General features: G+C 55.0%; 12 protein-coding genes. 4 read left to right on the top strand and 8 right to left on the bottom strand.

Features of this window, described 5'->3' with window-relative positions; translation table 11 throughout:
- Positions 1-192: 192 nt before the first annotated feature.
- From dctP to P8H27_RS18615, 4 genes are all read left to right on the top strand, one after another.
- Entirely contained in the window at positions 193-1,245 is a 1,053-nt protein-coding gene (dctP, locus tag P8H27_RS18630; RefSeq protein WP_289639184.1) for a TRAP transporter substrate-binding protein DctP, read from the top strand.
- A gap of 163 nt (positions 1,246-1,408) precedes the next feature.
- Positions 1,409-2,782, top strand: coding sequence for a glutamine synthetase family protein (locus tag P8H27_RS18625; RefSeq protein ID WP_289639183.1), 1,374 nt, complete (start codon positions 1,409-1,411; stop codon positions 2,780-2,782).
- A gap of 112 nt (positions 2,783-2,894) precedes the next feature.
- A complete protein-coding gene (locus P8H27_RS18620; RefSeq protein ID WP_289639182.1) occupies positions 2,895-4,283 on the top strand; it encodes an aldehyde dehydrogenase family protein in 1,389 nt (462 codons plus the stop codon).
- A gap of 8 nt (positions 4,284-4,291) precedes the next feature.
- Positions 4,292-5,461 (top strand): iron-containing alcohol dehydrogenase, encoded by a 1,170-nt coding sequence (locus P8H27_RS18615; RefSeq protein WP_289639181.1) that lies wholly within the window; start codon positions 4,292-4,294, stop codon positions 5,459-5,461.
- A 449-nt stretch (positions 5,462-5,910) separates the two neighbouring features.
- On the opposite strand, the gene P8H27_RS18610 is transcribed toward P8H27_RS18615, so the two are convergent.
- The 8 genes from P8H27_RS18610 to P8H27_RS18575 all read right to left on the bottom strand — a co-directional run bounded on the left by P8H27_RS18610 (position 5,911) and on the right by P8H27_RS18575 (position 10,992).
- Positions 5,911-6,213 (bottom strand): type II toxin-antitoxin system RelE/ParE family toxin, encoded by a 303-nt coding sequence (locus tag P8H27_RS18610; RefSeq protein WP_289639180.1) that lies wholly within the window; start codon positions 6,211-6,213, stop codon positions 5,911-5,913.
- A complete protein-coding gene (locus P8H27_RS18605; protein WP_289639178.1) occupies positions 6,210-6,491 on the bottom strand; it encodes a type II toxin-antitoxin system Phd/YefM family antitoxin in 282 nt (93 codons plus the stop codon). The genes P8H27_RS18610 and P8H27_RS18605 overlap by 4 nt, the downstream gene beginning before the upstream one ends.
- Positions 6,492-7,088: 597 nt before the next feature.
- Positions 7,089-7,568 carry a hypothetical protein gene (locus tag P8H27_RS18600; protein ID WP_289639177.1) on the bottom strand — a complete coding sequence of 160 codons (480 nt, stop codon included), beginning with the start codon at positions 7,566-7,568 and terminating at the stop codon, positions 7,089-7,091.
- Positions 7,569-7,659: 91 nt separating this feature from the next.
- Positions 7,660-8,391 carry a hypothetical protein gene (locus P8H27_RS18595; protein ID WP_289639176.1) on the bottom strand — a complete coding sequence of 244 codons (732 nt, stop codon included), beginning with the start codon at positions 8,389-8,391 and terminating at the stop codon, positions 7,660-7,662.
- Between the two features lie 74 nt (positions 8,392-8,465).
- On the bottom strand, positions 8,466-8,951 hold the full coding sequence (locus P8H27_RS18590) for a hypothetical protein (protein ID WP_289639175.1): 486 nt from the start codon (positions 8,949-8,951) through the stop codon (positions 8,466-8,468).
- A gap of 85 nt (positions 8,952-9,036) precedes the next feature.
- Entirely contained in the window at positions 9,037-9,630 is a 594-nt protein-coding gene (locus tag P8H27_RS18585; protein ID WP_289639174.1) for a GNAT family N-acetyltransferase, read from the bottom strand.
- A gap of 200 nt (positions 9,631-9,830) precedes the next feature.
- On the bottom strand, positions 9,831-10,277 hold the full coding sequence (locus tag P8H27_RS18580) for a hypothetical protein (RefSeq protein ID WP_289639173.1): 447 nt from the start codon (positions 10,275-10,277) through the stop codon (positions 9,831-9,833).
- A 541-nt stretch (positions 10,278-10,818) separates the two neighbouring features.
- The gene (locus P8H27_RS18575; protein ID WP_289639172.1) at positions 10,819-10,992 is read right to left on the bottom strand and encodes a hypothetical protein; all 174 of its coding nucleotides are present in this window, start codon (positions 10,990-10,992) and stop codon (positions 10,819-10,821) included.
- Positions 10,993-11,634 lie beyond the last annotated feature (642 nt).

Raw genomic sequence — 11,634 nt, 5'->3', positions numbered from 1 at the left:
AAAAGCCGGATTTGCCCAGTTTTGTTGCTCTTTCTCGTTAAATAGCCAGCTATTCGCCTCGAAAGAGCCACAAAACTGAATCAAACCGGACTTTCCCTCGCTACGGACGGTCAAGCCCGACAGGCTCCTAGCGGTCGCAGTGGTGCTATGCGGATGTATGACATCTGAATCGACACTATTGGAGATAACCGCATGAGTACGAGACGCAGCTTCCTCAAGACCGCAGCGGTCACCACTGGCGCGGTGGGTGCCACCGCTCTGGGGTCGGCGCACATCTATGCCGAGGAACCCAAGAAGATCACCTGGCGCCTGCAGACCTACGCCGGCCCGGCCCTGGCCGAGCACGTGATCAAACCGTCCATCGATGCCTTCAACCAGGCGGCCAACGGCCAGATGGAGATCCAGCTCTATTACGCCGACCAGTTGGTGCCCACCGGCGAGCTGTTCCGCGCCATGCAGCGCGGCACCATCGATGCGGTGCAGAGCGACGACGACTCTATCGCCGCGCCGGTGGATGTCTCGGTGTTCGGCGGCTACTTCCCCTTCGCCACCCGCTACAGCCTGGACGTGCCGGTGCTGTTCGAAAAATACGGCCTGCGGCAGATCTGGGAGGAGGCCTACGGCGAGGTCGAGGGCGTTACCTGGCTCGGTGCCGGCGCCTGGGATCCGTGCCACTTCGCCACGGTCGAGCCGATCAGGAGCCTGGCCGACCTCAAGGGCAAGCGCATCTTCACCTTCCCCACCGCCGGCAAGTTTCTCTCCCGTTTCGGCGTGATCCCGGTGACCCTGCCCTGGGAAGACGTCGAGGTGGCGGTGCAGACCGGCGAGCTGGACGGCATCACCTGGTCGGGCATCACCGAGGACTACACCGTCGGCTGGGCCAACGTGACCAAGTACTTCCTCACCAACAACATCTCCGGCGCCTGGATCGGCTCCTATTTCGCCAATTCGGAGAAGTGGGCCGAGGTGCCTGCGCACCTGCAGACCCTGTTCAAATTGTGCATGGACAGTTCCCACTATTACCGCCAGCACTGGTACTGGGGCGGCGAGGCGCAGTTGCGGGTCGAGGGCGGCAAGCTGCAGTTGACCACCATCCCCGATGCCGAATGGGCCACCGTCGAAGCCGAGGCGCACAAGTTCTGGGACGAGATCGCCAAGATCAGTCCGCGTAGTGCCAAGGTGGTGGAGATCTTCAAGAAGTACAACGCCCTGATGACCAAGGCGGGGCCGCCCTACCGCTACTGAGTCAGGCGGGTGGGGCTCGGCGCGCCCGTGTTCCGCAGATTCGCGGGCACGGGCGCCATCCTGCTGGCCGCTGCCGGGGCGACGAGTGCGGGCCGGCAACGGTGGCTGGGCTGCATGCCAGCGCAAGCGGATGGCGGTCATAACAACAAAACAAGGGGTGCATATGCTCAATCCGCGGGATGTAAAAACCAACGAAGACGCCAGGCGTATCGTCGAGGAGCGCGGTCTCAGTCATATCAAGGTCGGGGTGTTCGATAACGACGGGGTGATGCGCGGCAAGTACCTGAGCCGCAGCAAGTTCTTCTCCGCCCTGGACTCGGGGTTCGCCTTCTGCGACGTGGTGCTCGGCTGGGACGTCAAGGATCAGCTCTACGACAATGCCAGCTACACCGGCTGGCACACCGGCTACCCGGATGCGCCGGTGCGGGTGCTGGCGCACAGCTGCCGGGAGATTCCCTTCGAGAACGGCATGCTGCTGTTCATCTGCGAGTTCGACCGGCAGGCCGAGGCGGTTTGCCCGCGCGCCACCCTGCGCCGGGTAGTCGAGCGCTGCCGGGCGATGGGTTTCGACCCCTTCGCGGCGCTGGAATACGAGTTTTTCATGTTCGAGGAAACTCCCGAGTCGGCGCGGGACAAGGGCTTTCGCAACCTCAAACCGTTCACCCCGGACTGGTTCGGTTACTCGATGATCCGCAACTCGGTGCATGCCGAGCTGTACCACCAGATTCTCGAACTGGCCGAGCAGATGGACTTCCCCATCGAAGGCCTGCACACCGAGACCGGCCCCGGCGTGATCGAGGCGGCCATCGCCTATGACCATGCCGAAGCCGCAGGAGACAAGGGCGCGCTGTTCAAGACCTTCATGAAGGTACTGGCCCAGCGCAACGGCCTGATGGCCACCTTCATGGCCAAGTGGTCGGGCAAGTACCCGGGGCAGAGCGGGCATATCCACGTCTCCCTGCGCGACCGAGCCAGCGGCAAGTCGGCGTTCCACGACCCGAGCCAGGCGCACAACATGAGCCTGATCCAGCGCCAGTTCCTCGCCGGCCAGCAGCGTTTGATGCCCGAATTCCTGTGCATGGTGGCGCCGACCCTGAACAGCTATCGGCGCTTGATCCCCGGCTTCTGGGCGCCGACCGACGCCACCTGGGGGGTGGAGAACCGCACCGCCGCGCTACGGGTGATTCCCGGCAGCGACAAGTCGCAGCGTCAGGAATATCGCCTCGGCGCGGCGGATGGTAACCCCTACCTGACCCTCGCCGTGGCCATCGGCTCCGGCCTCTACGGGGTGATGCAGCAGTGGCAGCCGAGCGCTCCGGTGGTCGGCAATGCCTACGCGCAGAAACATCCGCCGGAGCTGGCCCTGCCGCGCACCCTGTGGGATGCGGCGCAAAGGCTGAAGGCCTCCACGGCGGCCCGCGAGCTGTTCGGCGATCCGTTCGTCGAGCATTTCGCCGCCAGCCGCGAATGGGAGGAACGTGAATACCGTCGGCATGTCAGCGACTGGGAGCTGGATCGCTACTTCGAAATCATCTGAATGATCGGCAACCCCTGCGCGTAGCCCGGATGCAATCCGGGGGCGGCGTTGGCCCATCCTGGATTGCATCCAGGCTAGGTGTTGATCGCGACAGCATTCTACGGAGTGAGCAATGAGCAAATTGCAGTGCATATCCCCCATCGACGGCTCGCTGTATGTCGAGCGCCACCTGGCCTCCAACCCCGAGATCCAGGCCGCCCTGGCCAAGGCCGAGCAGGCCCAGGCACTCTGGAAGCGCACCCCAGTGGCCGAACGGGTGGCCATCGGCCGCCGCGCCATCGCCGCCTTCGCCGCCAAGGAAGACCAACTGGCCGAGGAACTGTGCTGGATGATGGGCCGGCCGATCCGCTACGCCGCCGGCGAGATCCGCGGCTTCGTCGAGCGCGCCAGCCATATGGTCGATATCGCCGAGAGCGCCCTGGCCGACATCCGCCTGCCGGACAAGCCCGGTTTCAGCCGCTTGATCCGCCGCGAGCCGCTGGGTGTGGCCCTGGTCGTGGCGCCCTGGAACTACCCCTACCTGACCGCGGTGAACGCGGTGCTGCCCGCGTTAATGGCCGGCAATGCGGTGCTGCTCAAGCACTCGGCGCAGACCCCGCTGTGCGCCGAGCGCATGGTCGAGGCCTTCGTCGAGGCCGAGCTGCCCGACGGGGTGTTCCAGTACCTGCACCTCAGCCATGCCGACACCGAACAGCTGATCCAGGCTCCGACCATCCAGCACGTGGCCTTCACCGGCTCGGTGGCGGGCGGCGCCATGGTCGAACGCGCCGCCGCCGGGCGCTTCATCAGCGTCGGCCTGGAGCTGGGCGGCAAGGATCCGGCCTACGTACGCGCCGACGCCGACCTGGCCCACGCGGTGGCAACCAGCATAGACGGTGCGTTTTTTAACTCCGGGCAATCCTGTTGCGGGATCGAACGCATCTACGTGCACGAGTCGCTGTTCGACGCCTTCGTCGAGCAGGCGGTGGCGTTGGTTCGGCAATACAAGCTGGGCCGCTCCGACGATCCGGACACCACCCTCGGCCCGCTGGTGCGCGCCGAGGCGGCGGATTTCGTCCGGCGGCAGATCAACGAGGCGGTGGCCCAGGGCGCGACCGCGCATATCGACCCGGCCAGCTTCGCCCTCGACCGCCCCGGCTCCGCCTACCTGGCGCCGCAGGTGTTGACCGACGTCTACCACGGCATGCGGGTGATGACCGAGGAATCCTTCGGCCCAGTGGTCGGCATCCAGAAGGTCAAGGACGACGAGGAGGCTGTGGCGCTGATGAACGACAGCGAATTCGGCCTCACCGCCGCGATCTTCAGCCGCGATGCCGAGGCCGCCCTGGCCCTGGCCGAGCGGGTCGAGGCCGGCACCGTATTCCTCAACCGCTGCGACTACCTCGACCCGGCCCTGGCCTGGAGCGGGGTGAAGCATTCCGGGCGCGGCTGCAGCCTGTCGAGTCTTGGCTATGAACACCTGACCCGGCCGAAATCCTTCCACCTGAAAACCAAGCCGTGAGGCGCGCCATGAACCTGAATCAATACCGCATGAACTGGAACTACCCGACCTCGATCCACGTCGGTGCCGGGCGCATCAGCGAGTTGCCGCAAGCCTGCCGCGCCCTGGGCATGAGCGCGCCGCTGCTGGTCACCGACCCCGGCCTGGCCGCCCTGTCGATGATCGATCATGCCTTGTTGCAGTGCCGCGACGACGGCCTCAAGGCCGGGCTGTTCTCGGCGATCAAGGGCAATCCCACCGGGCAGAACGTGACGGACGGCGTCGCCGCGTTCAAGGCCGGCGGCCACGATGGGGTGATCGCCTTTGGCGGCGGCTCGGCGCTGGACGCCGGCAAGGCCATCGCCATGATGGTCGGCCAGAGCCGCCCGCTGTGGGACTTCGAGGATATCGGCGATAACTGCAACCGCGTCGACGTCGCCGGCATGGCCCCGGTGGTGGCGGTGCCGACCACCGCCGGTACCGGCTCGGAAGTCGGCCGCGCCGCGGTGATCACCGATGAAGTCGAGCACATCAAGCGCATCATCTTCCACCCCAGAATGCTCCCGGCCCTGGTCATCCTCGACCCGCAACTGAGCATCGGCCTGCCGGCCAAGGTCACCGCCGCCACCGGCATGGACGCGCTGTCGCACAGCCTCGAGGCCTACTGCTCGCCGCTGTTCCACCCCATGGCCGAAGGCGTCGCCCTGGAAGGCATGCGCCTGGTTCAGCAGTACCTGCCGCGCGCGGTGACCAAGGGCGCCGATGTCGAGGCGCGCCTGCAGATGCTGGTGGCCTCGAGCATGGGCGCCACCGCCTTCCAGCGCGGCCTCGGCGCCATGCACGCCCTGGCCCACCCGCTCGGTGCGCTGTACGACGCCCACCACGGCCTGCTCAATGCGGTGCTGATGCCCTACGTGCTGCAAGCCAACCGCACCAGCATCGAGCCACAGATGGAACGCCTGGCGCGCTACCTCAACCTGGCCAAACCGGGCTTCATCGGCGTACTCGACTGGGTACTGCACCTGCGCAACGAAGTCGGCATTCCCCACAGCCTGGCGCAGATCGGCATCGACGACAGCCGCATCGAACAGGTCGGACAGATGGCAGCCGCCGACCCCTCGGCCGGCACCAACCCAATCGCCTTCAGTGCAGCCGAGTACAGCCTGTTGTTCGAGAAGGCGTTGCGCGGGGAGTTGTAAAGCGGAGCCAGTTGATGCAGGAGGCAAGAAGACACGCTTGTCAGGCCTTGAGCGCAAATGATGGATGGTCGAAGAGGGTAGGGCGGACTCAGGAGCGGAGCGAACAGTCCGCCGAAGGCGCCGCCTGGCCGAGGGCGTACTGCTTTGCGCGTACGCCCTACGGTGCTGATAAATAAACTGAACCCATTTACCTTCTTGTTTAAAGGCGACATGAATAACTGTGGTCTGTTCCCGATTTACGCGCCCCCGATTTACGTGATTTACGCTAGACCGATAACAATCATGATCTTCGTGACCGATTGAACGCTTGGCCCCCGCTGCGCGAACTACAGAGTGGCCAGGGCGGTGAAGCCCAAAACAGGCCGGATATACGAATGCAACCGCGCTGACGACAGGGGTAAAAGAAAAGCTTTGCTCACTGCTTGTGGGGAGAGTCCATATACCTATTGCTATGTTTCGTCACCACCAAGCTCGGATTCTCGTAATAACTGATTGCTACGCCGTACTGTCAGAATATCAACCTGATCTTTGACGCTATAAATAACCCGATATGCACCAAACATTACCTCTCTGATGCGGTGTGCGCCCACCTCAGGAACAATACGCCCACTCTCAGGAAGGTCAGCCAAGCGTTCTATTGTTGCAAATAGCTCATCGACCCATTTAACTGCAGCAGCAGGCTTGTCTTCGGCGATGTATTGAGCGATATCTTCTACGCGCTCCAACGCAAGCGGAGACCAGACGATTTTCATCGGGACAGCCTGCTCAGCACCTGGGATTTTGCGTCTTGATGGGAAATACCTGTCCCGCTGGCAATTTGCTCCTCGGCTTTATAGATCTCTTCCAGTACCTCCAGGCGCTCCTGCATCCTCTCGTACTCCTGGACATCGACCAGAACGGCAACACCGCGTCCCCTCTGCGTTAGCACCATGGGGCGGCGGGTTTCATGGATCTGTTTTACAAATGTGGCTACGCCCGCTCTGAACTCAGAGAGGGGGCGTATATCTTCATCTACATGGACTCGTGACATGGCGGGCACCTGCGTACGTTTATTTGTACCGCTGAGCGTACGCCAGAAGCTGGGGGAGGGCAAGGTAAGGGCTGGTAAACATAACGTTTGGTTAAGGGGCGGGCTTTAGCCCGTCCCAGTGAGCGAAGCGAGCGATTTGAACCAGTTGTTAGGGCCGTTGAACAAAAATTGATATTGTTGCTAGAACGCCGCACGCCCAGTAGCTAACCAAACTAATTAAAGTAAGGAAGGCTTCGGATGGATCGCTGTGTGCGTATAACGTGTATTGAACAAAAATACCCGTAATTAAACAAGCCCAGCCCAAGCTGAGAGGGAATATTAAACCCTTTCCGTTGAGTATTGATAAGGTAACTATTGTTATTGGCCCTGTCCACCATAGTGAGAGATATAAGGAATCTCCCAGCCAGTAAGGCTTTGAGCCTGTAGCCATATTTATAGCAAGTGCTATTTCACCTACTATCAGAGCCGCAAGGAGAAAAATTGTCACGTATGTGATTTTTTGAAGCTCACGCGACATACGATAAGGCCCTAACGATTAAGCTAAGGGGCGGGCTTTAGCCCGTCCCAGCGAACGAAGTGAGCGATTTGAGCGCATTGTTATATGCCAACTCCGAGATTGAATTCTGCCTCTTTCAAAGCAGCAGTAATGTCGATGCTACTTGGCAAGCTGGAAGACACTGAAAAATTCACTTTTTCTGAGCAACGATGAATTTCTGGCCATACCTCTGAGTATTTTGCGAGGGTTCCAGAAACAACGCGATAATCTGTATCTAGGATTATGTGTGCTAGCCAGTCAAAACCATTTTCTTTGCCTTTAAAGCCTACTGCTCGGGTTTCTTTTTTTACTCCGCCCTCAAGCTTTAATTCATATCTTCGAGTTTTTACTTCAACACGATTGTAGGTTGGGTGTTGCACGTCAAAGCCTTGGTTTGTGGCTGACATGCTTGTACCACCCGCAGCCTCTACAAAAAGGAGTTGTCCATAATCGCCGACAAGATCTTTTATTTTCTTTGAGGCCAAAAAACGATTTACTTCAATTTGAAACTTTATGGCTTCTTGTAATGTACCGATACGCATGTGTGTCCTTGGCATATAACGTTTGGTTAAGGGGCGGGCTTTAGCCCGTCCCAGTGAGCGAAGCGAACGGTTTGAACCAGTTGTTAGATATTTAAACTTCAATTTTTGCTGATTCTGAGCTATTGATCTTTAAGAGGGTGTTTCCGAATTCTGGATTATATTTTCTTGCTTCTTCTAAGGACACTGCCGGTATTTTAACTATAGCTTTGTGGCGGCCTCCAAATACGTCGGTGATTTCTACTTTTATGTTTACCAGCTGATTTTTATTTTTTGGAAAGCAACCACCCCAGCTTTCAGGTTGTTCAAAGTAGACAACGCCATTTATGGACTGGCCTATTTCGAGGAAATTTTCGGGCCTGGCAGTGGATAAATGATTTTTCTGGGTTAGGAATGGATAAATTTTTATGCTATCTCCGATTTCTACTTGGAAATCAGTAAGTGCTGCTGCCTGATGCTCAATCCAAAACCAGCCTATGGAGTTTTTGAGCCAAAGAATGCTCCATGGTTTGAGGTTCCAATGATACCCAACTCTGACTTTATGAATACTAGATGGAGCAGCGCCAATATTTGAGATGTGCAAATAAATGGCTATTGCTGTTTGATGTGCATCATATTCTTGGTGCTTGCTTCCGGTCAGGTATGTGCAGCAAAAGGTTGGGCCGGGAATAGTTTCTATTTTGAATTTTGGCTTTCGACGTAGAGCAGAGAAAATTCCGCTAAACCAGCCAAAAATTACAGTGATCACGAATAGCGCGACACTGAGAATGCCTTGATTCTCATTTGTCCACGTTGTAGCTGTTATGAACCACTCGATTATCTGCATAAATATCTAACGTTTGGTTAAGGGGCGGGCTTTAGCCCGTCCCAGTGAGCGAAGCGAGCGATTTGAACCAGTTGTTAGGTCTTTGGGCGCACCAAAGCCATGTCCATGATGAATTTTTGAAGATCGCTGCCTTGAGGTGAGACGCCAGTTTTACCGCACAAGATGGCTAGCGCCTTGGCCATATCGCTCCTGATTTTTAGAAGTACTCTGTAAGCTTTCATCTCTTCTGATGGAGTTACTGGATGAGAGTTGTGTAATTTATCGAGGCTTTCTTGCAATGAGACGATCAGTTCTCCAAGTAAAACTCCGAGCTCTACATTATTTGGATGGTTGGATCGGAAGTCTCTTATTTTGCGCAAAATATCCGAAAGGCTGGACAGTACAGCTGGCATGCTCTCGTATTGCCATTCGGCATATAGGACTCGGCGATGTTCTAGAGATGACAAGAGCCTCTCAAAATCCTGCTTCAACGGTGCGTTGGTCGCCCAGTCATGAACTGCTTTACCTAGCTTCCATGTGCCAGCGACTGCAGTACTAAGCGTAGAGAATGTTATTGGCATGACTTTTCTCAAAAGACCTAACGTTTGGCTAAGGGGCGGTCTTTAGCCCGTCCCAGTGAGCGCAGCGAACGATTTGAGCCACTTGTTAGGTTGGCTTTTTTGCGTGACCCGCATAAAAGTTTCGTGCTTCGGATTCGGCCATAGAGAAATCTTTCTGCCACTTGGCTATACATGAATCCACACGAATCTTCCCAATTTTTTCCACTAGTTTTTTATATTCTTTCATAACGGATGGGTGGCGCATTACATATTCATCGTCAACTGAAATAAGCTTCCCAGGACCGCTTTCATTTCCGTGATTCATGCATATGTGAGTCTGAAACACCCCTGAAGCATTAAACCCGATTTTTTCATATAACGAAACTAGCTCAGGCTTGCAGGTTAATGACACATGCGAGAACTTCGATTGAATATATTTAACGATCTCTCGAAACACCCCTTTTTTTCTAAAAGATTCTTTTACGGCAATCATGGTAATTGATGTGCTATCTGATTGAACTAGATTTGGAGAGCAAATTGCAAAACCAAGGAACTCACCAGTTTCCGGCAAAACTGCCAGAATTAGATTTTTTCTATTTTCATCTACTGCCCCGACCGAATCAAGTAGTAGATCAGCCCTTATCTTCTCTCTTTCAGAAAGGTAATCAAACAGGTCACTTTTTTTATTGTAAATAAACATGCTAAGATCATTTGAGCAAGATTTAACCAGAGAGATTATCTCCCTATAGGTGCGACTGTGCTTTGGTATGAGACCGGCATGTTCCGTGATTTGTATATTGAGCATTTTAGTTCCCTATTGTGAAACCTACCCTAACGATTAAGCTAAGGGGCGGGCTTTAGCCCGTCCCAGCGAACGAAGTGAGCGATTTGAGCGCATTGTTATGCGAGCTCACTGCTTATTGAGCTTTTAACTAGGGAGGTGAAGTCACCGTAGTATATTGTGTCTAGCCGCAATATATTCCATGCTTGTTTGAACGCCGGCTTTGAGAAAGCAAAGCGCATGCCGGATTCCCATTCTTTCCAAGTGGTATTGTCAAGATTTTTGTTTTTCCATAGAAAATATTCTTCGCTACATAAATCGAAGTACGCTCTCATATAGCGAAGGGTTTTATCTTTGACTTCTGGTGTAAGACTCTCTATCGAGAATTTTTCCTCGTTTATTTGTTCGGGAAAATTAAGCATTATTTCTTGATAGCGTTTTGTGTAATCTGCAAAAAATTGTAATTGCAGCTGTTTTTTGAAGCTACGCACTGTGAAAAATAATGCAAGTGCAGTGATTATTGCCGTTGCTATTGAAGCGACTAGCGTCCATTCGTTTATGTTCAATGCAGTGGACTCCATTTGGCTTTGCATAACGTTTGGTTAAGGGGCGGGCTTTAGCCCGTCCCAGTGAGCGAAGCGAACGGTTTGAACCACTTGTTAGGGTCTTTGAATAAAAATTGATATTGTTGCTAAAAGACCACAGGCCCAGTAACTGGCTAAGCTAATTAAAGTAAGAAAAACTTCCGATGGATCACTATGTACATATAGAGTGTATTGAACTAAAAGACCCGCAGCCAAGCAGGCCCAACCCAAGGTGAGAGGGAATATTAAATCCTTTCCCTTTAATATTGATAGAGCAACTATGGCTATTGGCCCTGCCCACCATAGTGAGAGATATAAAGAGTCTCCTAGCCAGTAGGGTTTTGAGCGCGTAGCCATTTTTATAGCAAGTGCCATTTCTCCTATTATCAGAGCCACAAGGAGAAAAATTGTCACGTATGTAATTGTTTGAAGTTTACGCGACATACGATAAGACCCTAACGATTAAGCTAAGGGGCCGGCTTCGCCGGTCCCAGCGAACGAAGTGAGCGCTTTGAGCGCATTGTTAGGGTTGACGTTCACTGAGTAATTTTTGCAGTTGCTTATTCAGCGATTTCACCATGGCATCAGCCATGGTGAAATTATGCGTAGATTTACCTCGCCAAGCATCTCGCTCTTGCTCCGCTTTGGCTATTTTTGCTTCTAACTCTGCAAGTTTGTCTTGGTATATGTCGTTCATTGTTGTTTACCAAATTATACAGAGGTTAATTTTGTCTGGAGTCTTAATCAATAAAGTTGTTTCGTTTGGCGTCAGCAACTAGTTCCGCCAAAATTAACTTGGCAATGACCTCAGGATTTGAGCTAGGCGTTGCTGATTTTGAGCCATATAGCCAGCTTACAGTCATTGTGCCATTTGAAATTTGGTAGTGCCCATGGTGGATCTTTCCTCCTACTTCACACTGAATGTCGTGTCGGTGTGGTGCTGGTTTCGATGTCTTCGGCATAGTGATCCCTAACGAATGGTTAAGGGGCGGGCTTTAGCCCGTCCCAGCGAGCGGAGCGAGCGATTTGAACCACTTGTTAGACCGCGCCACGGACTCGTGCCGGCAACATTATGCACGTGCTCAGCGATGTTGGCGTGGGCTTGGAACATGCGTGTACCGGGCTTGCGGTTGGAGCGTGTGCTGACCGCGCAGGCGCGAACCGGACGTTCCTTTACGTTTGTGAATAACCTGGTGATCTGGAGCAAATAGTTCGGGCCGGATTCGTACTGCCGCCGCGAAATTTCAGACTGAATGCGTAACAGGTTTTTTGATTGCATAACGTCCGTGTTCCACATGCTTTGCTTTGCTGTCTAACGATAGGTTAAGGGGCGGGCTTT

This window comes from Pseudomonas sp. sp1636 (assembly GCF_030376615.1).
Taxonomy (GTDB): Bacteria; Pseudomonadota; Gammaproteobacteria; order Pseudomonadales; family Pseudomonadaceae; genus Aquipseudomonas.
The sequence above is the reverse complement of the archived record's forward strand: the minus strand, read 5'-3'. Positions and strand labels throughout refer to the sequence as shown.

What these genes read in the sequence shown, in the direction of transcription:
- dctP (WP_289639184.1), top strand. Translation starts at nt 193, where the DNA reads ATGAGTACGAGACGCAGCTTCCTCAAGACCGCAGCGGTCACCACTGGC.
- P8H27_RS18620 (WP_289639182.1), top strand. Translation starts at nt 2,895, where the DNA reads ATGAGCAAATTGCAGTGCATATCCCCCATCGACGGCTCGCTGTATGTC.
- P8H27_RS18600 (WP_289639177.1), bottom strand. Translation starts at nt 7,568, where the DNA reads ATGCGTATCGGTACATTACAAGAAGCCATAAAGTTTCAAATTGAAGTA.
- P8H27_RS18595 (WP_289639176.1), bottom strand. Translation starts at nt 8,391, where the DNA reads ATGCAGATAATCGAGTGGTTCATAACAGCTACAACGTGGACAAATGAG.
- P8H27_RS18590 (WP_289639175.1), bottom strand. Translation starts at nt 8,951, where the DNA reads ATGCCAATAACATTCTCTACGCTTAGTACTGCAGTCGCTGGCACATGG.
- P8H27_RS18585 (WP_289639174.1), bottom strand. Translation starts at nt 9,630, where the DNA reads ATGTTTATTTACAATAAAAAAAGTGACCTGTTTGATTACCTTTCTGAA.
- P8H27_RS18610 (WP_289639180.1), bottom strand. Translation starts at nt 6,213, where the DNA reads ATGAAAATCGTCTGGTCTCCGCTTGCGTTGGAGCGCGTAGAAGATATC.
- P8H27_RS18625 (WP_289639183.1), top strand. Translation starts at nt 1,409, where the DNA reads ATGCTCAATCCGCGGGATGTAAAAACCAACGAAGACGCCAGGCGTATC.
- P8H27_RS18605 (WP_289639178.1), bottom strand. Translation starts at nt 6,491, where the DNA reads ATGTCACGAGTCCATGTAGATGAAGATATACGCCCCCTCTCTGAGTTC.
- P8H27_RS18575 (WP_289639172.1), bottom strand. Translation starts at nt 10,992, where the DNA reads ATGAACGACATATACCAAGACAAACTTGCAGAGTTAGAAGCAAAAATA.
- P8H27_RS18615 (WP_289639181.1), top strand. Translation starts at nt 4,292, where the DNA reads ATGAACCTGAATCAATACCGCATGAACTGGAACTACCCGACCTCGATC.